20 protein-coding genes are annotated in these 22,546 nt (G+C 44.0%); 10 read left to right on the forward strand and 10 right to left on the reverse strand.

Annotation, left to right across the window (positions count from 1 at the left end):
* Nucleotides 1-107: 107 nt before the first annotated feature.
* Both rhaI and B6N13_RS10160 read right to left on the reverse strand, forming a co-directional pair.
* Complete coding sequence (rhaI, locus tag B6N13_RS10155) at nt 108-1,400, reverse strand: L-rhamnose catabolism isomerase (protein ID WP_169459276.1); 1,293 nt, start codon at nt 1,398-1,400, stop codon at nt 108-110.
* 36 nt (nt 1,401-1,436) lie between these two features.
* A complete protein-coding gene (locus tag B6N13_RS10160) occupies nt 1,437-3,527 on the reverse strand; it encodes a bifunctional rhamnulose-1-phosphate aldolase/short-chain dehydrogenase (RefSeq protein WP_169459277.1) in 2,091 nt (696 codons plus the stop codon).
* A 237-nt stretch (nt 3,528-3,764) separates the two neighbouring features.
* Between B6N13_RS10160 and B6N13_RS10165 the strand changes: the two genes are divergently transcribed.
* The 6 genes from B6N13_RS10165 to B6N13_RS10190 all read left to right on the forward strand — a co-directional run bounded on the left by B6N13_RS10165 (nt 3,765) and on the right by B6N13_RS10190 (nt 10,965).
* Nucleotides 3,765-4,547: a DeoR/GlpR family DNA-binding transcription regulator gene (locus B6N13_RS10165; RefSeq protein ID WP_169459278.1), complete on the forward strand. Its 783-nt coding sequence runs from the start codon at nt 3,765-3,767 to the stop codon at nt 4,545-4,547.
* 62 nt (nt 4,548-4,609) lie between these two features.
* Nucleotides 4,610-5,605 carry a rhamnose ABC transporter substrate-binding protein gene (gene rhaS, locus B6N13_RS10170; RefSeq protein WP_169459279.1) on the forward strand — a complete coding sequence of 332 codons (996 nt, stop codon included), beginning with the start codon at nt 4,610-4,612 and terminating at the stop codon, nt 5,603-5,605.
* Between the two features lie 146 nt (nt 5,606-5,751).
* Nucleotides 5,752-7,251 carry a sugar ABC transporter ATP-binding protein gene (locus tag B6N13_RS10175; protein ID WP_169459280.1) on the forward strand — a complete coding sequence of 500 codons (1,500 nt, stop codon included), beginning with the start codon at nt 5,752-5,754 and terminating at the stop codon, nt 7,249-7,251.
* Nucleotides 7,245-8,243, forward strand: a complete 999-nt coding sequence (locus B6N13_RS10180; RefSeq protein WP_169459281.1) for an ABC transporter permease — start codon at nt 7,245-7,247, stop codon at nt 8,241-8,243. The genes B6N13_RS10175 and B6N13_RS10180 overlap by 7 nt, the downstream gene beginning before the upstream one ends.
* 8 nt (nt 8,244-8,251) lie before the next feature.
* Nucleotides 8,252-9,259 (forward strand): ABC transporter permease, encoded by a 1,008-nt coding sequence (locus B6N13_RS10185; protein ID WP_169459282.1) that lies wholly within the window; start codon nt 8,252-8,254, stop codon nt 9,257-9,259.
* Nucleotides 9,256-10,965 (forward strand): L-rhamnose mutarotase, encoded by a 1,710-nt coding sequence (locus B6N13_RS10190; protein ID WP_169459283.1) that lies wholly within the window; start codon nt 9,256-9,258, stop codon nt 10,963-10,965. The genes B6N13_RS10185 and B6N13_RS10190 overlap by 4 nt, the downstream gene beginning before the upstream one ends.
* A 108-nt stretch (nt 10,966-11,073) precedes the next feature.
* Here B6N13_RS10190 and B6N13_RS10195 read toward each other — a convergent pair whose 3' ends face one another.
* From B6N13_RS10195 to B6N13_RS10205, 3 genes are all read right to left on the reverse strand, one after another.
* On the reverse strand, nt 11,074-11,349 hold the full coding sequence (locus B6N13_RS10195; RefSeq protein WP_169459284.1) for a helix-turn-helix transcriptional regulator: 276 nt from the start codon (nt 11,347-11,349) through the stop codon (nt 11,074-11,076).
* Nucleotides 11,342-11,695, reverse strand: a complete 354-nt coding sequence (locus tag B6N13_RS10200; protein ID WP_169459285.1) for a type II toxin-antitoxin system RelE/ParE family toxin — start codon at nt 11,693-11,695, stop codon at nt 11,342-11,344. Before B6N13_RS10200 ends, B6N13_RS10195 begins: the two co-directional genes overlap by 8 nt.
* Before the next feature lie 386 nt (nt 11,696-12,081).
* The gene (locus tag B6N13_RS10205) at nt 12,082-13,230 is read right to left on the reverse strand and encodes an alpha-hydroxy acid oxidase (protein ID WP_169459286.1); all 1,149 of its coding nucleotides are present in this window, start codon (nt 13,228-13,230) and stop codon (nt 12,082-12,084) included.
* A 134-nt stretch (nt 13,231-13,364) separates the two neighbouring features.
* Here B6N13_RS10205 and B6N13_RS10210 point away from each other — a divergent pair, with 134 nt between their 5' ends.
* The 4 genes from B6N13_RS10210 to B6N13_RS10225 all read left to right on the forward strand — a co-directional run bounded on the left by B6N13_RS10210 (nt 13,365) and on the right by B6N13_RS10225 (nt 17,698).
* Nucleotides 13,365-14,285 (forward strand): LysR family transcriptional regulator, encoded by a 921-nt coding sequence (locus tag B6N13_RS10210; protein ID WP_169459287.1) that lies wholly within the window; start codon nt 13,365-13,367, stop codon nt 14,283-14,285.
* 79 nt (nt 14,286-14,364) lie between these two features.
* Complete coding sequence (locus tag B6N13_RS10215; RefSeq protein ID WP_012071377.1) at nt 14,365-14,607, forward strand: hypothetical protein; 243 nt, start codon at nt 14,365-14,367, stop codon at nt 14,605-14,607.
* Nucleotides 14,608-14,673: 66 nt separating this feature from the next.
* Nucleotides 14,674-15,471, forward strand: a complete 798-nt coding sequence (gene lepB / locus B6N13_RS10220) for a signal peptidase I (protein ID WP_169459288.1) — start codon at nt 14,674-14,676, stop codon at nt 15,469-15,471.
* A 103-nt stretch (nt 15,472-15,574) separates the two neighbouring features.
* Nucleotides 15,575-17,698, forward strand: a complete 2,124-nt coding sequence (locus B6N13_RS10225) for a methyl-accepting chemotaxis protein (RefSeq protein ID WP_169459289.1) — start codon at nt 15,575-15,577, stop codon at nt 17,696-17,698.
* Between the two features lie 27 nt (nt 17,699-17,725).
* Here B6N13_RS10225 and B6N13_RS10230 read toward each other — a convergent pair whose 3' ends face one another.
* From B6N13_RS10230 to B6N13_RS10250, 5 genes are read right to left on the reverse strand one after another with little or no spacing between them, the layout of a single operon-like run.
* Nucleotides 17,726-18,709 (reverse strand): D-glycerate dehydrogenase, encoded by a 984-nt coding sequence (locus B6N13_RS10230; RefSeq protein WP_012071374.1) that lies wholly within the window; start codon nt 18,707-18,709, stop codon nt 17,726-17,728.
* A gap of 43 nt (nt 18,710-18,752) precedes the next feature.
* Nucleotides 18,753-19,712, reverse strand: a complete 960-nt coding sequence (locus B6N13_RS10235; protein ID WP_169459290.1) for a sugar kinase — start codon at nt 19,710-19,712, stop codon at nt 18,753-18,755.
* Nucleotides 19,713-19,739: 27 nt separating this feature from the next.
* On the reverse strand, nt 19,740-20,999 hold the full coding sequence (locus B6N13_RS10240; RefSeq protein ID WP_012071372.1) for a TRAP transporter large permease: 1,260 nt from the start codon (nt 20,997-20,999) through the stop codon (nt 19,740-19,742).
* A complete protein-coding gene (locus B6N13_RS10245) occupies nt 20,984-21,481 on the reverse strand; it encodes a TRAP transporter small permease (RefSeq protein ID WP_012071371.1) in 498 nt (165 codons plus the stop codon). Before B6N13_RS10245 ends, B6N13_RS10240 begins: the two co-directional genes overlap by 16 nt.
* 54 nt (nt 21,482-21,535) lie before the next feature.
* Nucleotides 21,536-22,534 (reverse strand): TRAP transporter substrate-binding protein, encoded by a 999-nt coding sequence (locus B6N13_RS10250; RefSeq protein ID WP_012071370.1) that lies wholly within the window; start codon nt 22,532-22,534, stop codon nt 21,536-21,538.
* Nucleotides 22,535-22,546: the final 12 nt, after the last annotated feature.

Here is a 22,546-nt window from a genome sequence, read left to right on the forward strand (position 1 = left end):
TCAATCATTTAAAATAAAATAGCGTTTCTAAAATGAAATTAATCAAAAAAATATAGCCTCATTTGAAAGCTATATTTTTTAATCGTTCGCTTTTTTTATCTGTTTTACTACACGATCCCTGAGCCAGTTTTATTCGGATCTGCTGGACGAGCCTTAGCGACGGCAGCACGGTAGCCACTCGCTCGATAACAGCTAACAGGGTCGATGGCACCACCTGCCTGTAAACGGGCCATTTGTAAGATCGGCTCAACGTCTAAGTTGTAAGCTTGTTTCAAGCTGGCCTGTGCCATCATTGGGTCGTTTGCTTCTTGGTATTGAGTTAAGGCTTCGCGATCCACTAATAAGCTTTTCACGAAGGCACGTTGCACTTCCGCCGCACTGTACATTAAGCTTTCCACAGGATCTGTCACATTGTGTGATTGATCCAACATATAGAAGGGGCTGTAAGACGGATCTTGCGCACGAATGTCGGTTAATTCGTTGAAGATCAAGAACAGTTGGTAAGGATTGATAGAACCGCTGTCCAAATCATCATCACCGTATTTGCTGTCGTTGAAATGGAACCCGCCAAGCTTGCCGAATTGCGCAAGACGGCTAACGATCATTTCAATATTGACGTTCGGTGCATGGTGGCCCAAATCTACCAGAGACAAACAACGCTCGCCGGTTTCTTTCGCGGCAAGGTAGCTGCTGCCCCAATCCTGAATCACGGTCGAGTAGAATGCAGGCTCAAAAATTTTATGTTCCAACAGCATGTTCCAGTCGTCTGGCAGGCTGTTATAGACCTCTTTGATACTTTCTAAATAATGCGTGAAGCTGTTTTTAAAGTGTTGTTGGCCGGGGAAGTTGGAGCCATCGCCCACCCAAACTGTCAGAGCTTTAGAGCCGAGCTTTTGACCTAATTCCACCACATCGATGTTGTGAGCAATAGCCTGTTCACGCACGGCTTTGTTGGTGTGCGTCAAACTGCCGAACTTATACGACTCATCCTGACCAATTTGATCTTGGAAAGTGTTGGAGTTCATGGCATCAAAATGCAAACCGTATTGTTCTGCGTACTGACGAAGTTCCTTTGGGTCTTTTGGTCTGTCCCAAGGAATATGCAGGGATACCGCAGGCGTGGCTTGCGATAGCAGTTGAATTACCGAGCAGTCGTCGAGCTTTTCGAAGATATTGCGCGGTTCACCTTTGCCTGGAAAACGGGCGAAACGCGTGCCGCCAGTGCCAACACCCCAAGAAGGTACGGCAACGGTAAATTGCTTAGCTTGTTGCAGAATAGTATCGATTTTCACGCCGGAGCGATCCAGCTTTTCCGCCAGCGCGTTGTAATCACTTGTGACGGCGGCTTCCTGCTTGGCGTTGTGTTCTTGCAGCAAGTTTTGATCAATTAATTGTTTCATGATGATTCCTTTTTATTGTTCTTTTTTGTCTAGGCTCTAGCGAGTAAATGACGGTGCATGACCCGCATCAACATTCAGAATATTGCCTGTCGATTTAGATGACGCGTCAGACGCAAAGAAGTAAATGGCTTCGGCAATGTCTTCAGGAAAAACATTCAGCTTTAACATGCTGCGTTGTCGATAATGTTCTTCTAAATCATCGGTAGACAGTTTATAAGCGCTGGCTCTTTCTTCCTTCCATTTACCTGTCCAGATTTTTGAACCACGTAAAACCGCATCTGGGTTGACCACATTGGAGCGAATACCAAGCGGTGCACCTTCTAGAGCAACACAGCGGGCAAGTTGAATCTCAGCGGCTTTGGCAACGCAATAAGCGCTGGCGTTAGCACTGGCTACCAAGCCATTTTTACTGGCGATAAACACCATGTTGCCGCCCATATTCTGTTGTTTTAGCAGACTAAAGGCTTCACGAGCAACTAAGAAGTAACCTGTTGATAAGATGCTTTGGTTTTTATTCCATAGAGCAAGAGTGGTTTCTTCTAATGGTGCAGAAGACGCAATACCTGCGTTGGAAACAACAATGTCCAAGCCGCCAAATGCCACAGCGCAATGCTTAACCGCACGGATAACATCGTCTTCGTTGGTTACATCCATCTTGATACTAGATGCGCAATCTTTGCTAAATTCGCTGTTCATATTCGCCTGGGCGGTCTTCAGAGCGTCTTCGTCTATGTCCATCAGTACGATATTAGCGCCTTCTTTGGCGAGACGTTTTGCTGTCGCAAGACCAATGCCGCCAGCGGCCCCAGTCACCAAGGCGATATGACCAGCCAAGGACTTGGGTTTTGGCATGCGTTGCAGTTTGGCTTCTTCTAATAGCCAATATTCAATGTCGAAAGCTTCTTGTTCTGGCAAGCCAACATATTCGCTCACACTGTCTGCACCGCGCATGACATTAATGGCGTTAACGTAGAATTCCCCTGCGATTCGTGCTGTAGCTTTGTCTTTGGCGAAAGACAACATGCCAACGCCAGGTATCAAATAAATTACTGGATTTGGATCGCGCATGGCAGGGCTGTTATCGCGTTTACAGCGGTTGTAGTAACCCGCGTAATCTTCACGGTAATCAGCAAGGCTTTGGTCTAGTGACTCGATCACTTCATCAAGGTTGTCGTTTTCTGGATTGTAATTGACCACAAATGGACGAATTTTGGTGCGCAAGAAATGGTCTGGGCAAGAGGTGCCAAGCTTGGCAAGACGGTCTAAGTCTTTCGAATTGACGAACTGTAGTACTTCGTCTGAAGCGTTGAAGTGACCAATTTGACGTTGTTTTTCGCTGGTTTTGCCACGAATCAATGGCATTAAGCTAGAAACCACTTGTTTGCATTTTTCATCAGGCAAGGTTTTAAATAACTCGCCACCAAAGGCTGCTTTGCCTGCGCTTTGTTGTTCCAGCCATGTTTGTGCTTTGTTAATAATGTTCAGTGAGTTGAGGTAACAATCTTTGTTGCCATTTGACCAAGTGAAAAGACCGTGGCTTTCTAATACAACACCTTTAAGGTGAGGATTCTCGGTGGCGATTTTATGCAAATCCATACCCAACTGAAAACCCGGACGACGCCAAGGAAGCCAGCCAATTTCACCGTTAAAAATGTCTTCAGTCAGTTGTTTGCTGTTTTTGCTTGCCGCAATAGCAATTACCGCGTCTGGGTGAAGGTGATCCACATGGAGGTAAGGTAAATACGCATGAAGTGGTGTATCTATACTGGCGGCGCGGGAGTTTAGGTTGTAAGTACAATGCGGAAGGTAAGCGACCATCTCATCTTCAAACTCAAGTCCGCGATAAAGCGGCAAAAGCTGATTCAGTTTGTCCATATATAGAGTGGAAAAGCCATCCAATCCCATGGAGCCAATATCGCCGCCAGAACCTTTTACCCATAATACGGTGGTCTTTTCTCCAGTAAGAGGGTCGTCCATTTGCAGCTTTGCTGAGGTATTACCGCCACCATAATTGGTCACGCGCATGTCAGAACCAAGCAAGTTTGATCGATATTGCAATAATTCGGGTTCAGTCAGAAGGGACGCGTCAGCATCGTTCCAAAGATTGGGTAGTAAGTTAGTAGACATCGTTTAACCTCAAGTTCCGTCTTTTTAATGGCCTAAAGCGTTGTTTTATGGCTATTAATCAAAGACTTTAAATTTATTTTTGTTATGCACAATCAGCGGGTTAGAATGATCGATAGCGTTCATACTAGAACAAAAATAATCATTTTCAAGCATTTTTTATCTTTTTACATATATTTTGATCGATAGTGCTTGATAATGATTGAAAATAAATTATATTGATTATCGAGGATTTAATCGATGCACGAAATTGAAAGGCATAGAGTGATCTTGTCTGAAGTTGAAGCTCGACCTATTGTGACGGTAGCGCACCTAGCCGATGTGCTAGGCGCTTCAGAAGCAACGGTTCGAAGAGATATCAGCTTTTTAGACAAGCAAAAGAAACTACGTCGGGTGCGAGGAGGGGCGGAAGCCATTAATCCTCCTTCTGATGTGAGTTTATTGGGAAGGCCTTACTCGGTTAGTCAAACGATTAACATGGACATAAAGCGTTGTATTGCGAAAGCGGCGGTGGATTTATTATCGGACAATATGTCAATAATGATCAGCGGCGGCACAACGACAGCGGCTATGTCTGAGTTTATGCGTGGCTTAAAGCTGCAAGTACTGACCAATTCGTTTTCCATTGCTGATCAATTGATTAAAAAGAGTAAGTGCAGCGTGACCGTGCCGAGCGGAAAAATTCATCGGGAACAGAACATAATTTTGAGTCCGTTTCCAGATGATATTTCCAACCACACGTACGCTGATGTTCTTTTTATTGGTGCATATGGCATTAATTCTCACGGTGTGATGGAGACAGATCCACAAATCGTACAAGCGGTAATGAAATTGATAAATCGAGCAGATCAGCGGGTGCTTTTGGTTGATAGTACAAAATTTCAAAACCGATCAAGTATGATCATTTGTCCTCTTTCACAGATAGATATCGTCATCACGGACGATGGAATAGATAACAAGAGTAAAGAAGTGATCAAAGCGGCAGGGTGTCGGTTGATCATAGTAGAAAAACAAAAACAATAAACCGCGTCTCGGATACGACAACTTCTTGTTGTGTGACGATGAGCGCGCTCTTGGAGATAATTATGAAAAACAAACTCATCACGGCATGTGTGTTGGCTTCTGCAACTTTATTTGCTTCTGGTACGTATGCAGCGGATCAGGTTCGAGTGGCGTTGTTAGTGAAGGCGTTAGGTATTGGCTTTTTCGAAGCGGCGTACCGCGGTGCAGAAGAAGCCAAGAAAGAGTTAGGCGATGTGGAGGTTATTTACACTGGGCCAACTTCGACCACAGCGGAAGGCCAGATTGAAATCATCAACTCACTGATCGCGCAGCGTGTTGATGCGATTGCCGTGTCTGCAAACGATGCGGATGCCTTGGTTCCTTCCTTGAAAAAAGCTCAACAACGTGGCATTAAAGTCATCTCTTGGGATTCAGGCGTAGGCAAAGAGGGACGCCAAATTCACTTAAATCCTTCCAGTAATAGCCTAATTGGCGAAATGAACGTACAGCTTGCGGCTGACGCGATTAAAGCCAAAGGCAAAAAGTCCGGTACTTTTGCCATCCTGAGCGCAACGCCAACCTCGACTAACCAAAATATTTGGATTGGTGAGATGAAAAAATCTCTCAGTAAATTCCCTAACTTAAAACTTGTTGATACCGTTTACGGTGATGACTTAGCGGATAAGAGTTTCCGTGAAGCAACAGCCTTGATCAAAAATCACCCAGATCTAGATGTCATCGTGGCACCAACTACCGTTGGTATTTTGGCCGCAGCGCAAGCTGTTAGCGACATGGGCTTAACGGGCAAAGTCTATGTGACAGGTTTGGGCCTACCTTCTGAATTAGCAGGTCATGTGCACAGTGGTGCCATTCATAGCTTTGCTATTTGGAACCCAATCGATCTTGGTTATTCAGCAACCATGCTGGCGTACAACCTTGTAAAAGGCAAAGGTACGAAAACCGAGATTCCAATGGGTCGTATGGGTACGCTTGAAGTAGACCAAAATGGCGACGGCGCAATGGCGAAGCCCTTTATCTACGATGCTTCAAACGTTGATGAGTTCTCTTCTATTTTCTAGTCGCTACTAACTCCCTCCCAGCCTCTCCCTTAGAAGGGAGAGGCGCTAAGAGATTTTGTTCTTTCTATTTATGAAGGGAGGGCTAGGGTGGGTTTTCACTCGTTCAATAATTTCATAATGAACCAATAACAATAAGAGCTGCCGTTATGAACAATGCAATTTTTAGTTTAAAAAAGGTGAGTAAGGTTTTTCCAGGCGTGAAAGCGTTGGATGGTGTCGACCTTCATCTTTATCCTGGCCAAGTGACTGCTTTGGTCGGTGAAAACGGTGCAGGTAAATCGACGCTGGTAAAAACCATGACTGGCATTTATCAGCCGGATGGTGGGGAGATTATTTTTAACGGCAAGCCTGTGCAGTTTCATTCCCCTCACGATTCTCATGCTTTAGGTATCACTGCGATTCATCAGGAAACCGTGTTGTTTGATGATTTGACGGTGGCGGAAAACATTTTTCTAGGGAACTATCCGCTGACTAAACGCTTTTCTATAGATTGGGCTGCGATGGAGACGAGGTCACAAGAAATTCTGTCGTCAATTAATGCCCACATGGACCCTAATCAAATTTTACGCGAGCTAAGTATTGGCCAGAAACACATGGTCGGTATCGCTCGCGCTTTGTCAGTTGACGCCAAAGTGGTGATTTTGGATGAGCCGACGGCGGCCTTGTCTCACCATGAAATTCACGAATTATATGAATTGGTGAATACCTTAAAAAGCCAAGGTAAGGCGATTCTTTTTATAACCCACAAGTTCGATGAGATTTTTACCTTGGCGGATCGCTATACCGTGTTTCGTGATGGTTCTTTTGTGGGCGAAGGTTTTATCAAAGACACCAACGAGTCGCAGTTAGTGGAAATGATGGTAGCGCGCAGCATCGAAGCCACTTATCCGAAAAAAGACGTAGCAATTGGCGAGACACTATTAGAAGTTAGTAATTTATGTCACACAACAGAGTTCGCCAATATTAGTTTTAGTTTGAAAAAAGGCGAAATCCTTGGCGTTTATGGTTTGGTAGGTTCGGGCCGAACGGAGGTGATGCAGGCTTTGTTTGGCACTACGGATCATGTAACTGGCTCTGTCAAAATGAATGGCAAAGAAGTGATTATTCACTCACCTAAAGAGGCCATTGATAACGGCATTGTGTATGTGCCAGAAGAACGTCAGAAACAAGGTATCGTGTTGGAATTGCCTATTTATCAGAACGTCAGTTTGCCGCAGATGGAACGTTTAGCGAAACACGGACAAATCGATCAAGAAAGTGAAATGGCACTGGCTCGCCAATATTGTGAGCGCTTGCAAGTGAAAGCGTCTTGTTGGGATGAGAAGGTGATGAACCTCTCAGGCGGCAATCAGCAAAAAGTCGTTATCGCCAAATGGCTCGCCACTAATCCGAAAGTGATTATTTTGGACGAGCCGACTAAAGGCATCGATATAGGGTCGAAAGCGGCGGTGCATGAGTTTATGTCTGAGCTGGTGGATTCTGGCTTGTCTGTGATCATGGTGTCGTCAGAGTTACCGGAAATTCTCGGCATGTCAGACCGTATTTTAGTGATGAACGAAGGCTTAATTGTCGGTGAATTATCACGTGCTGACGCGACGCCTGAGAAGGTGGTTTCGCTTGCGACTGGAGGCAGTGTGACATGTTAAAACGTTTAATTTACTCCCGTGAAGGCGTGCTCAGCATCATTGTGCTGGCGATGTTTTTTGGTGTTGGAGTGATCAGTCCTGATTTTATTAGCCTATCGAACAGTGTCAGTATTTTTAATGACACCTCAATTTTGATCATGCTAGCTCTGGGGCAGATGTTGGTGATTCTAACCCGTTGCATTGATCTGTCTGTGGCGGCCAACGTGGCTTTTACCGGCATGTTTGTGGCCATGGTGAATCAATATTTTCCAGAACTTTCTATGGCATTACTGATATTTTTATCGTTGTTTATTGGCGCCTTGTTAGGAGCGATTAATGGCTTATTTGTTTGGCTATTAAAAGTGCCTTCTATTGTTATCACCCTTGGCACCATGAGCATTTATCGTGGTGCGACCTTTTTGTTATCGGACGGTGCCTGGGTGAACTCTCACCAAATGAGTGAGTCTTTTATAGGTTTACCCCGCTATGAAATTTTATCCATCCCCGTGCTTGGCTGGATGGCCGTCGCTGCCATTATCTTATTTTTCTGGGCAATGAAGTTCAGTGTATGGGGACGTAATTTTTATGCGGCAGGTGGTAATCCAATGGCCGCATTTTACTCGGGTGTAAACGTGGGTAAGGTGCAGTTTTATGCCTTTTTAGTATCGGGTACCTTGTCTGGATTATGTGGTTATTTGTGGGTCTCGCGTTTTGCAGTTGCTTATGTGGATGTAGCCAATGGCTTTGAACTGCAAGTAATCGCAGCCTGCGTAATCGGCGGTGTGAGTATTGTGGGCGGTTTGGGTACCGTGGTGGGTTGTGTGATTGGCGCCTTGTTTATCGGCGTGGTGAATAACGCCTTACCAATTATTGGTGTCTCACCGTTTTGGCAAATGGCGATTTCAGGTTTGGTCATTATTATCGCCGTTATTGCCAATGCAACATCAGGCAAAGATAAAGCACGGATTATTTTACGTAATCCCAATGCAAATGACGAAATACGAGCTAATTAGAGGCGCATATGGATACAACAATAAAAAAATCAGCAACGCCGGATTCAATGTTTACCAGCAAACTACAGGGTTTGCTACGCTGGGAAAGCTTTTTGGTCTTGATTGTCTTTTTAGTTTGCGTGATGAATTCTTATTTATCCCCTTACTTTTTAGATCCTTGGAATTTATCTGACGCGACCTTTAACTTTACCGAAAAAGCCTTAATTGCTTTGCCAATGGCGATGCTGATTATCGCCAAAGAAATTGATATTTCTGTGGCGGCGATTATTTCGCTTTCCAGTACCTTGATGGGCTTAGTGGCTCAAATGGGCGCGCCGGTTTATGCGGTGGCGTTTGTTGGGATTTTGGTTGGAGCGGCTTGTGGTCTGTTTAATGGTGTCTTGGTGACGCGTTTCAAAATCCCCTCCATTGTGGTGACAATCGGTACCATGAGTTTATTTCGTGGTATCAGCTATATCTTGTTGGGAGATCAAGTTGTTCGTGATTACCCAGATGGCTTTGAGTTTTTTGGGCAAGGTTATGTTTATTGGGTGTTCTCGTTTGAGTTGGTGTTGTTTGCCTTCTTTGCTTTGGTGTTTTATTGGTTGCTGCATCGCACTACGTTTGGCCGTTACACCTATGCCATTGGTAATAACCCGACGGCGTCTTACTACTCTGGTATTAAGGTGGATAAACACCGTCTGATCCTGTTTACCTTAGTTGGTGTGATGTCTGGTGTTGCATCGGTACTGTTAACGTCTCGTTTAGGCAGTACGCGTCCAAGTATAGCAATGGGGTGGGAACTCAGCATTATTACCATGGTGGTATTAGGCGGTGTGAGCATTCTGGGCGGCAGCGGCACTATTGCTGGCGTGGTGTTGGCGGTGATTCTAATGGGCTTGGTCACCTTTGGTATGGGGTTGTTGAATATTCCAGGCATCGTCATGACAATTATCGTTGGCGTGATGTTGATTACGGTCGTGAGTTTACCGGTATTGATTACCCTATATAAAAACAAAAAGGCAAAAGCGTTATGAGATATGCCTCAGTGATGTATTTACACAAAGGCTGTGAAGAAGAATACAAAAAACGTCATGATGAACTTTGGCCAGAATTGGCGGAGCATCTTAAGCAACATGGCATCCGTAATTATTATATTCACTTGGATGCTAATGAGAGTGATGGAAACGAAAACCGATTGTATGCCACTTTCGACGCAGACGATCTGGATGCACAAGCCTTAGCAGATCATCCTGTGATGCAGCGTTGGTGGGAATACATGGCGGACATTATGGAAACCAAAACACCATCGTTTGAACCTGTCGCCGATGCGTTGCAAGAAGTGTTTCGTTTTAATGTGTTGCAGCCTGATAAAACGCGTGTGGTGGCGGTTTTAGATATTGGTAAAACCAACATTAAGATCTGCCTAATGGACGGGCAAACTGGCGCGTTATTGCATATTGAAAAGCGTGTTAATGGCGTGGTTGATACGCCGCCATATCCACATGTGGACGTGGATTCAATTTGGCAATGGATCAAAGATACGCTGACCGATTTAGCCCAGCGCTATTTTATTGCCAGTATTGCGATTACGACACATGGGGCAACCATTGCCTGTATGAAGGGCGAGCAACTTGCCTTGCCGGTTCTGGATTATGAATACGATGGTGTGTCTGAGTTAAAAGAAGAATACGACGCTGCACGCCCAGATTTTAGTGAATCTTTTAGTCCGAGATTGCCCCAAGGCTTGAACTTAGGGGCGCAATTGTTCTGGCAGCAAAAACGCTTTGCAGATGAGTTTGCAACAGTCGATTCGTTACTCTTGTATCCGCAATATTGGGGCTATAAACTCAGTGGAAACAAAGCCGCTGAAGTCACCTCGTTAGGTTGTCATACCGATCTGTGGAATCCGACCAGCTGTCAGTTTTCTACCTTTTGTGAACAACAAAAATGGGCGGAGCGCTTTCCTGAAGTCATAGAGACTGGTGCCAAGCTTGGTACCATCTTACCTGACTTAGCCAAAGAAATTGGCTTGCCTAAGAGTTGTGTCATTTTCAATGGCATCCATGACTCCAACGCCTCGTTAGTGCCTTACATCGGTCAGCCGATGGAAAAACTCACCGTAGTGTCTAGCGGCACTTGGACGGTGATCGCCACCATCAATGGCAAGCTGGATTCATTACACGAAGACAAAGACATGCTTGCCAATGTGGACGCTCTTGGTCGCGCTACACCGACGATTCGCTTCATGGGCGGACGAGAATGGGAGCAACTGCGTAGCGACAGCAAAGCCACCTTGAGTGACGTGAGCTTTATCCTCGAACACGGCATTTTGGCCATTCCTGCCTTTGCCAAAGGTGGCGGGCCATTTGCCCACTGCGAAGGGCGCATTATTGATCGTGGCATTGAATTAACGCCCGCTCAGCAGTCAGCTTTGGCCGATGTGTATGTGGCTTTGATGACGGATTATTGTTTAGACCTGATGGACAGCAGTGACACCGTGATTGTCGAAGGCGCGTTTAGTAATAACATCAATTTTCTCACCTTATTGGCTTGTATGCGCAGCCAAAATGAAATCTACGCCTCTCGGGATGTTACCGGTACGTCCGGCGGTGCAGCCTTGCTGTCTAACAAGAGCCTAAAACTAAAAGGCCGCCTCAGCCTCGCCATGTGCGACGCGCAAATAAAACCACTGCTGAACCTATATCGTCAGCAATGGCGGGACTTGGTGGAGGAGTTGTAGGCTTATATTCAAATTAAAAAACCACTAACAAAGTTTTATTCTGATACTGACAAGAACAATTTATTAGGTGTTGTTAGTGGTTTTCTATCGTTTTGTAGATGGAAAAAGTTACACCAAACGAATTTCGAGTTTTTTACCCAGAGCAGTGGCAAAACGTTCAAGAGTCGATAGCTTGACATCATCAGAATGGTTTTCAATTCGAGATATCGCGCTTTTTTGAGTATGCAGTTTCAATGCTAATTCATCTTGTGTTAACCCTGCGTTTTTGCGCGCTTCTTTGAGTAATACACCAAATTTAAAGGCCTGATAACCCTCGTCGTAACCTTCAGCAAAATCCTTATCGGCGGCTTTTCGGTCTGTTAAATACTGTTTTAAATCACTCATGTTTCTTCCTCGCTAAATAGTCGTGACGACGACTCTCTGCAATCTTGATGTCTCTTGGTGGTGTTTTTTGAGTCTTCTTTTGAAAGCCGTGATTTAAAATAACCAAACTGTCGCCGTCAAAGAAACCTAATAAACGAAATATGTTGCTGCCGACTTGTACACGCACTTCCCAGATGTTATCGGTATTAACCAACTTTTTAAGGTAAGTGGACGGCACTGCATCAAGTTCTTCAACTAATTGGAGTACCCAAGCAACTTTCTGTGCTTGTTTACTAGAAAGCAAATCTAGAAATTCTGCTACTGGGGACTTGCCATCTTCCGTGATGTAAAAATTTATATTCCTCATGCTTGAATGTTAACACTAAAGTGAACTTTTTCAAGGGTGAATGTTTACTTTAGTGTTAACTTTATGATGATTGAGAAAGTGGTAACTTTGACATTAAAACCACTAAAAACGCCTCATTAAGACACTGGAGGCGGTTGTCAGCGAAGATTGGATAAGTTTTGTAGGCCTGATGAGGGAGGTACGACCGTAATCAGGCGTGTAATGTTATTTAGCCTGCAATTGGTTGATTTATATTGGTTTTTGTAGATCGGACTTTAGTCCGTCAAAAGCCCGATAACACCAAACCAAAACTCTTTACGCACTAAAACATGACCTACAAGACCGACGGAATTCGTTTAGCGACAGCCGCACTGCTTAGCTTTTACACTTTGAAATGTAAAAGCAATTTAAGACCTAAATCTCAGGTTCTCTTTCGTCAGTTGATCAATTGATGTTTTGCCCATGAGTTTCATGTCCCGCTCGAGTTCGGCTTTCATCAGTCCAAGTGCCCGTTCGACGCCAGGTTGTCCCGCGGCAGCGAGTGGATACAAGTACATACGGCCGATGCCAACGGCTTTAGCACCAAGGGATAAAGCTTTAAGTACATGAGTGCCGCGCTGTACACCGCTGTCGAAGATCACGTCTATTTCATCACCCACTTCATCGACGATTTCTGCGAGCTGATCAAATGAGCTGCGGGAGCCGTCAAGTTGGCGACCACCATGGTTGGAAATGATTACGCCAGTGCAGCCAATTTCTACCGCTTTTCGAGCGTCTTTTCGGCTCATGATGCCTTTTAAGCAGAACTCTCCATCCCAGAATTTCACCATTTCCGCCACGTCATCCCAGTTCATCGATGGGTCGAGCATGTTGGTAAAATAGTCGCCAATTGAGGTCGCGCCAGAACCCATGTCGATGTGTTCCTCCAACTGAGGTAAACGGAACTTTTCGTGGGTCACGTAGTTAATGCCCCACATGGGTTTGAGAACAAATTGCAGCATGCCTTTTAGGTTTAATTTAAAAGGAATGGCGAATCCTGTGCGAAGGTCGCGTTCTCGGTTGCCGCCAGTAATGGAATCTACCGTCAGCATCATCACTTGTACGCCGGCGTCTTTGGCTCTTTGCATCATGGCACGATTTAGTTCACGGTCTTTATGGAAGTAAAACTGATAGACCTGCGGCGTGGTGGTTTGCTTGGCAATTTCTTCCATGCTGACGGTGCCAAGGGATGATACGCCAAACATGGTGCCGTATTTTTCGGCGGCATTGGCAACGGCTCTTTCGCCATCATGATGGAATAATCGCTGCAAAGCAGTCGGCGAACAGTAGATCGGCAAAGCGAGTTTTTGTCCCATGACGGTAACGGACAAATCTACGTCTTTTACGCCAGTCAGGACGCTGGGCACTAGGTCACAAGTTTCAAATGCGGCCGTGTTACGGCGGTAAGTTGTCTCGTCATCAGCGCCACCATCTATGTAATTAAATATAGGACCAGGCAGGCGCTTTTTGGCTAATGTGCGAAAGTCTTGGAAATTGTGGCAGTCTTTTAGACGCATTTTTTACCTCGCTTTAGAAAAAGTTTTAAGGGTTCTGACTCCTTATGCTCACTATAGCTTTAGTTTTATTTGTGATAAATACGACATAAACTAATAAACTATTTCTAAAAACAACTTAATGGAAGGGTATAAAGTTGAACGCTGCCGATTTAACTCTGTTTGTGAATCTCGCTGATACTGGTTCCTTTAATAAGGCGGCTCAGTTGGCTGGAATGTCAACTCCGGCACTGAGTAAACGCATTAGTAAGCTTGAGCAAGACCTTGGTGTGCAATTGATCCATCGTACGACAAGAAGGCTGAGTCTGACGGAGGCAGGGGAGAGTTTATATGTGCATGCGAAAAATATAGAAGGCCAAGTGAGCGATGCGATTGCCTCAGTGTCGGCATTTAGCCAAGGTCTGACCGGCACGATAAAAATGTCTGTACCGACGATTTCAGGTGAATTGTTATTGGCTGAGGCAATAGCGGAGTTTTGTCAAAAATACCCTAATATTACCGTGGATATGCGCCTTGAAAATGATTTTGTAGATTTGGTCGGCGAGGGGCTCGATCTGGCTATTCGTACTGGCAAGCTGGAAGATTCGAGCCTGATTGCTAAGCCTTTAATTCAATCAAATTGGGTGGTTTGCTGCTCGCCAAGTTATATCGAGCGTCATGGTGAGGTCACAAATTTAGAAGCGCTAAAAGATCATAATTGTTTGGCTTATACCTACCAAGCTCAAGGCTCGTTTGACTGGAGGTTTACCAAGCAAGGTGTCGGCAAAAAAACAGTGGAAGAAAGCGTGCGCATTAGTGGCAGCTTCGCTACCAATAACGCTCAAGCGTTACGCAAAGCGGCTTTGGCTGGCTTCGGCATTGTTTATGTGCCGCGTTGCTGTGTGTATGAAGATTTGATAAAAGGGGCGCTGGTTGCAATCTTGCCCCAATACAAACCACGTCAATTAGGGGTGTATGCTATTTATCCCTTTACTAAATATCTGCCAGAAAAACTAAGGTTATTGATAGAGCATATCAAACAAGCCTATCAGGAGAAGAAAGAGTATTTCAAGAATTAACGGGCAATGAAAGTTACTTTTCATTTATCTGATTTGTCCTTATTCTTAATTTTTTAGCGGTTTTATGATGGGAGCACTTATGTCTGGTCAAGGTTCTGGTGGCAATGTGATTGCGGCACTATGTAATGTTTTTATTCCTGGATTAGGTCAACTGGTACAGGGGCGTATTTTTATGGCGCTGTTCTTTTTTGTAACAGTCTTTGTGAGCTATGCACTAGGAGCAACGGTGATTTTGTTCTTTATGTGGTTAGTTGGAGGAATCTTACATCTTTGGTCTATTATCGATGCTGCTCGCTTTTCTCCACTTCGTTCGGTTCTATGATGATATGAAGGCTAGGTGAAAAAACGCTTAAAAAGAGGGTTGTTAATGACTGAAAGGAAGCAGGGCGTGAAAAAGAGAAGCCCCATTTTGGCCTTGGTGTTATCGCTCATATCACCAGGGTTTGGACATGTATACGCAGGGGATTTTAAAAAAGGCTTGTGGCTGTTTTTTATACAAGTTGGCGGTCTTTTTGTATTAGGTAAGCTTGGTTGGCTTTCGACAGCTTATGGTATCTGGCTTTTTATTGTCTTTTTGCTGTGTCTTTATTCATACGCCATGTTTAGTGCAGTAAAGCTTGCTTTAGCCAGTAAAGTCTATGAATTGAAGTTTTATAACCGTTGGTATTGTTATCTGGTTATATTGGCTCTGATCATAATCCTTGCTCAAACACTTATCTCGTCTCGTGGTGCTTTGTTGGGTTTTGAGTTGTATCAGATTCCTTCTTCCTCGATGAGGCCGACTCTTGAGTCTGGTGATTATATTACCGTTGATACACAAGACCTATCCCTAAAAGTTGGTGATGTGGTGGTGTTTCGTTATCCCAATAATAAACAAATTTTATATGCTAAGCGTGTGGTTGCTTTGGGAAGGGACAAAGTTGCTATCGAAAATGGTCAGGTGATTTTAAATGGTAAGCCAGAGTTGGCTGCTTCCGTTGACGAAAATTTTAGGCGTAATAAAGTGTCTACTTATATGGCTGAAACAATGGTTCCTGAAGGCCAAGTATTTGTATTGGGAGATTGGCGTGATAACAGCAGTGATAGCCGTTATTGGGGGACTGTTGCCGAGTCTGATGTTATTGGCAAGGTGACCGATATTTGGTTTTCGAAAGACATTAGTCGTCTGGGGATAGAAGTAAGGTAATAGGCTTTAAGATACAAATATAAACAATCGTAATTTGCCAAATTGTGCTTAACTGATACCAAGATAATTAGGGTGAAAATCTCACTATTTAAGAAGGTATGTTATGGCAAGTGTTTCTCTGAAAAATAAATTATTACTGATTAGTATCGGTTCAATTTTATTTATTTCTTTGTTATTCACATGGCAGACTTATTCAAAGATCTCTTCATTGAGTGATAGTTTAAAGCAAGACGCCGTTATTGATCTCAAAGAATCTGCTATATCAAAGCTTGAGCTAAATACGCGTATTGCTGGTGAGCAAATACAAGCTTATGTTGAAAAAAACCTTGATGTGACTCATGTTTTAGCTTCCCAGTTGTCAGAGAATTTGACGTTATCGCCGCCTTTGTCTAGAGAACAGATCTCCCGCCTAATAGAAGGTGCGAAGAAAAGCGCTCCCCATGCTAGTGTTTTATATACTTTTTTTGAACCTAACGCGTTTGATAATAAGGATAGCGAATACGCAGGTAAAGATACCAATGTGAATGCTAAAGATGATGGCTCTTTTGCCGTGACAGTGGCATTAGATGAAAATGGAAAAGTCACTTACTACCCAATTGAAACCTCACAAATTAAATATATCACTGATAAAGACGACTATGGCCAGCGTATTTCTGAGTGGTATTTATGCCCTCAAGAAACAAAAAAAGCCTGTATTGTTGAACCCTACTTGTTTGATTTGCCTAATGGTACTAAGGTGCTGATGACAAGCCTAGCTGTGCCTATTATTGAATCTGGCGTGTTTAAAGGTATTGTCGGTGCCGATCTTGATTTACCTGTTATGCAAGAATTTGCGGATGATTTGTCGAAGGGACTATATGATGGAAAAGGTTCAGTTTCGATTGTCAGTAAAAAAGGGTTGATTGTTGCTTCTACTAAATACACAGAGAGTTTAGGAAAGCCATTTAAAACCGCTGACTCTAAGAATGGTCAAGCCTTGTTAGATCTAGCGAGTAAAGGTGGTGTAATTGAACAAGATGGCCAGTTGATTATTGCTCAGCCTTTGACTCTTGGTAATACTAATACTCAGTGGAGCTTCTTGGTTAGCTTGCCTTTGTCAGTTGCCATGGCTAAGTTGGATGTCAAACTAGAATTAATGGAAAGCGTTAAACAAAGAGCGCTTATTGAACAGTTAATACTAGCAGTGATTGTATCCATTGTGGCGACGTTATTAATGCTATTGATTGTCCGTTCTATTATTCGTCCACTGCAATTACTGAATGAACAAGTTGCTCAATTATCTGGTAATGATGGTGATTTAACTCAAACACTTAACCTTAATGCTCATGCAGAATTAAATGAGCTAAGTGCAGGCTTCAACCTATTTTTACAGAAGCTCCGTGATATGGTGAATTCTTTAAAATCTATTGGAATGACTGTGCGTGAATCTTCAGGTAAGAATGTCAGTGCCAGCCATAGTTCATTGGAAGAAACAGCCCATCAAAAAGCAGAGCTTGCAAATGTGGTTATTTCTACCCAAGAAATGTCCAATACAGCTCATGAAGTGGCGAAAATTACAGCTGGTTTAGCGGATAAAATGAAGATGATGAACAGTACGGTTCGTCAATCTCAAAGCAGCATCGTTACCTCAACGAATACAGTTCAAGAACTCAGCAGCAGTATGGAAAGTGCAAAAGATTCCATTGACAAAGTATCTGCTCGCTCTAATGACATTAACCAGATTCTTGAAGTGATTCGCAGTGTTGCAGAGCAAACCAATTTATTGGCGCTTAACGCGGCAATTGAAGCTGCTCGCGCTGGAGAGCAAGGTCGTGGCTTTGCTGTAGTGGCAGATGAAGTACGTAGTCTTGCCTCTAAAACACAAAACTCTACGGAAGAAATTGATAGCTTAATCAGTAACCTACAGCAAGAAGTAAAAATTGCAGTAAGTAGTATTGCGAACAGTGGTGAAAAAGTCGCCTTATCTGTCAAATCAACAGAAGAAGTAAATAATAGTCTTGCTGCTGTGGTAAATGAAATAGAGCTCATTAACGATCATATTCAACAAGTGGCTGCTGCGGCTGAAGAGCAAAGCCAAGTGAGTGTGGATATCACAGGTATGCTGAGAAAAATTGAAGACGCGGCTGAAATATTGGCACAGTTTGCCAATCAAACGAATGACAGTAGTGAACAAGTAACCCATCAATTAGATGAGTTAGATCGTCAATTAAGCAAACTGAAAAGTTAACACTGGTTGAAAAATGGGTAGCAAAAGCTACCCATTTTTATTTAATAAATGCTTATTCGCGCAGTTTTTTGAAATGTCGCCGTTAAGTGCATTGATCAAGTTGTCTACAGCGCAAGTAATCATAGCAAGACGCGTCTCTGCTGTTGCAGAGCCAATGTGTGGGAACAAGACTGCATTGTCGAGTTTACAAAGCGGAGAGTCGCCCGATAGCGGTTCGACTTCAAACACATCTAAACCGGCAGCGCGAATAGTGCCATTGCTTAGGGCGTCGACAAGAGCCGCTTCGTCAATCACTTTGCCACGGGAACCATTGATGAAAATAGCGCTTTTCTTCATCATGGCGAATTCTTTTGCACCAATTAATCGTTCGGTTTCTGGTGTTAACGGCGTCATCACACAGACGAAGTCTGACGTTTGAAGCAGTTCTTCCATCTCCATATAAGTAGCGCTTAAGGTTTGTTCCGCGTCCTGTTTACGGCTACGGTTGCTGTATTGAATCTTCATATCAAAACCAAAATGCCCACGCTTAGCAATCGCATAACCAATGCGACCCATACCAATAATGCCAAGGGTTTTACCGTGCACATCGGTACCGTAAAGTGCTTCGCCTATGTTACTAGTCCAGCGACCTTCTCGCACCATGTTAGATAGCTCAACAGCACGTCGAGCCGCACACATAATGAGCGTAAACATAGTATCTGCGGTGGTTTCGTTCAGTACACCAGGTGTGTGCATTAAAGGAATGCCACGCTCGGTGAGATAATTTAAATCATATAGATCTGTGCCGACGGAAATCGTTGACGCGGCTTTTAGCTTAGGTGCAAGGCTCAATAGTTCTGAACTCATTTTAGTGCTGGTGCCAATTAAGCCTTCCGCGTCAGCAAGGGCCGCTATGAAGGCACCTTTGTTATCTTCATTGATACTATTAAAGAAGGTAACGTCATACTGCGCTTCAAGTCGTTGACGTTCTTCTACTGGAATGTCTCGGTACAAAATTACTTTTTTCTTCATCCTACTATTCCTTTTTAGTTGCCTCTTTCTAGGTCGTTCTTCTCTAAACTGTTTTCTCTAAATCATTGAGGTGCGCGCGAGTTGGCAAGCCTTCGCTATCGCCACGAACTTGAACTGTCAGAGAGCCTAGCAGGTTTCCACGACGAGCGGCTTGTTCTATTGTTTTACCATCTAGTAGAGCAGATATCACACCAACAGCAAAACTATCTCCCGCTCCAACTGTATCGACTACCTTGGCTACGGGGAAGCCAGCGACTGTGCCAGATTCACCATTATGGGTTTTAAAGTATGCGCCTTTGCTACCGAGTTTGACGATAACTGTTTTGACGCCACGCTGAAGATAAAAGTCGGCAATGACCTCTGGTTGATCACTATTAGCGAGGATTTTACCCTCTTCTATACCCGGTAAAACAATGTCGCTGGCAAAAGCAAATTCATTGATGGTTGCAACCATGGTTGCTTGATCAGGCCAAAGGGTAGGGCGTAAGTTGGTGTCAAAAGAAACGCTGCAGCCTTGTTTTTTGGCGAGTTCTAACGCGTGTTTTGCTGCGTCTCGCATCGGTACCGATACCGCTGCGGCGACACCAGTTAGATGTAAATGCGTGCCTGCTTTGAGTAAGGTGTTGTCTATATCTGTAGGGCTTAATGTTGACGCCGCAGAGTTACGACGGAAGTACTCAACTTTTGGGTCGCTGCCATCGGTGACATTGGACTTCAGCATGAAACCAGTGGCGTGGTTGGCGCTTTCAGAAATCCAATCAGTACGAATGTTTTCTTTGCTTATTGCTTGGCGAATAAACTGCCCAAAGCTGTCTTGACCTACTTTACTAATATAGCTGGCTTCAAAACCTAAACGCGCCATACCTATAGCGACGTTGACTTCCGCCCCAGCCAAAGAGCGATGGAACTCTTCAATGTCAGCAAGTTGGCCTGGCATTTTGGCTACAAACATGGCCATGGCTTCACCAATAGTGACAAAAGAGTGTGTTTGCTTCGTTTCCATAATGGATAATTCCTTCTTGTTTTTCTCTTAGATCAGTAACATAAATGGCATAAATATCACGGCAATCAGTACTAGCACTATGACTGCAATATATGGCATGACCGCTTTGAATGATTTGTCTATGGGCAGTTCGCCAATGGCACTTGCGATTAACAAACACAAACCATAAGGCGGTGTGATTAAGCCAATGGATAAGGTAATAATAACCACAATGCCAAGTTGAACAGGATCGACTCCTAATGTGAGAGCGACAGGATAAATAACCGGAACAAATAGCACCATGGCTGGGATGGCGTCCATAAAGGTGCCGACAAAGAGGAAGAAAGCCACAATAATGAATAGGAACAAATATTCACTGCTGCCCAGTCCACTGAAGAATCCCGACACAATTGCATTTATTTGGTAATAACCAAGGAATTCTCCAAGTGCCGAAGCTGCTGCCAAAGCAAAGAGTGATAAGCAGCTAAGCTTTAGGGTTTCGGTGAAAATCTTTGGCAAATCTTTGAGGCTGATAGATTTGTAGTAATACGCACTAACGAGGTAAGCGTAAACCGCTGAAAACGCTGCAGCTTCTGTTGGCGTGAATACGCCAAAAACAATACCACCAATAATAATAAGAGGTGTGATCATCGCAGGAATGGCATCTTTGCTTAGAGCGATAAACTCCGCACGACTTATTTTCTCTGCTTTTGGCAAGTTGTCACGTTTGGCAATAATACTAATGACAAACATCATTCCAAGGCCGATAAGAATCCCTGGCACCATGCCGCCGATAAACAATTGCCCAACCGAGGTATTAGTCAACCCACCATAAATTACCATAGTAATACTAGGTGGAATAATGCCACCAATGGTAGACGAGGCGGCTGTAACTCCAACCGACATTTCGCGGCTGTAGCCTTTGTTGATCATGTTAGGTATGAGGATTTTTCCCACGCCAGCTGTATCGGCAGTAGACGATCCACTAACACCAGCAAACAACATAGATACCAACACGTTTGCGTGACCAAGCCCGCCCGGTTTGCGACCTACTAAAGCGATAGAAAAGTTGATAAGTCGATGAGATATCTGGCCGCTGTTCATGATGTTAGCTGTTAACACAAAGAGTGGCACAGCGAGTAACACATAAGAGTTAAGACCGTAGAACATCTTCATTGGGATCATGGTTGTTGGCGCGCCAGTCATGGTACCAATACCCACTAAAGATGCGATACCGATAGAGAAGGCAATGGGTATCCCAAGAATAATAAGACCAACAAATAATAAGGTAATTAACGCGAGTTCCATGAAGCCCCCTTGAAGCAAGACAATGTTTTCGCCTCGTTGTAGATGTTATCCACCAGATAAACACTGGAGCTAATAAAGGTGATTGGCATAATCAGCCACACATAGCCTTGTCGAAATTCAGGGATACTTATCCAGCGTGAGTTCCAAAATGCTTGAGTGATTTCAACGCTGTATAGCGAGCAGAATAAACAGAAAATCAACATGATAAGATTCTGAGTAATCACTAAAAGCGAGCGTTTATCGCCTTGAAAATAGTGCGTGAGAACGTCAAAACCAAAGTGTTGTTTTTCTTTTACCATGACCGCTGTGCCAAGGAACATGGCCCAGATAAACGAATTTACGGCGATCTCTTCTGTCCATAACACCGAAATACCTAGGTAGCGAGTAACCACTTGAATTAAAGTCGCAGCGAGGAAAACCACCAGTAGCAAAACGCCTAAGCTGATTTGGAGTCGAGCAATAAAATTAGTCAGTATTTTCATACCATATATCCTTGAAGCTCCGAGGAGTCCTCGGAGCTAGGCTAGCAGAGAGCGTTATTTAGTCTGACGGATGGTCTCAAGAACCTCTGTCATGCCATTTTTTGCCGCCCACTGATCTTGTATAGATCGTGCTTTTTCAATGAAAGGAGTGCGGTCTAACGTATTGACGATGGCGCCATCATCAATGGCTTTTTGCTTGTAAGTAGATTCTTCACTGTATAACGCTTGGCGTTCCGCTTGAGTCGCCTCTTTTACTGCTTGGTTGAAGGCCGTACGCTGTTCATCATTGAAGCCTTCCCATACTGAATTACGCACTAGCAATAGACGTGTGGTGTAGTCATGACCGGTTTCAGAAATGTACTTACCGTTGGCAGTTTTGTGGTGTTCCATTGGAATGAAGTAGGGATAAGCGTTTTCGGCAGCATCAACTACATTGCTTGATAGTGCTTGGTAAAGTTCGGCCCAAGCAACAGAGGTTGGTACAGCGCCGATTTCTTTCCAGTATTGAGATACTACGCCGGACGTTTGAGTACGGATTTTCATGCCTTTTACGTCAGCAAAGGAATTAACCGGTTGCTTGCCATACCAGTGACGCACACCGGCAGTCCAATAAGCGGCGACACGGTACTTTTCACCAGACTTGGTATAGATGATGTCGGCAATATCCTTACCTACTTTGCCATCAACCACTTTTTCCCAATGGCTGTAATCGTTAAACAAGTACAACAAAGAGAACAAGTCAACTTCTTCAATACCTGATGATGTCATAAAGCCTGGTGAAACCAGAACCATGTCCGCGCCGCCAAGTACCAGTTTTTCAACCAATTCATTTTCATTGGTACCAATGGTTCCTGCGTGTACTTCTACATTGAAAAGACCTGATTTATCAGCAACTTCTTTCAGTTTTAGCATGCCAGTTTGGTATGGGCTAGAGAGGTTGGTTTGATTGTGGGCAGCAACGATTTTTATGGTATCAGATTTGGCTGAGTCATCACTGCATCCAGCGAGAGAAATGGCGGCAGCAGCGGTTAGCAGAGTAAATAGTTTTTTCATGATAGCTCCATT

This window comes from Marinomonas sp. UCMA 3892 (assembly GCF_012726345.1).
Lineage (GTDB): Bacteria > Pseudomonadota > Gammaproteobacteria > Pseudomonadales > Marinomonadaceae > Marinomonas.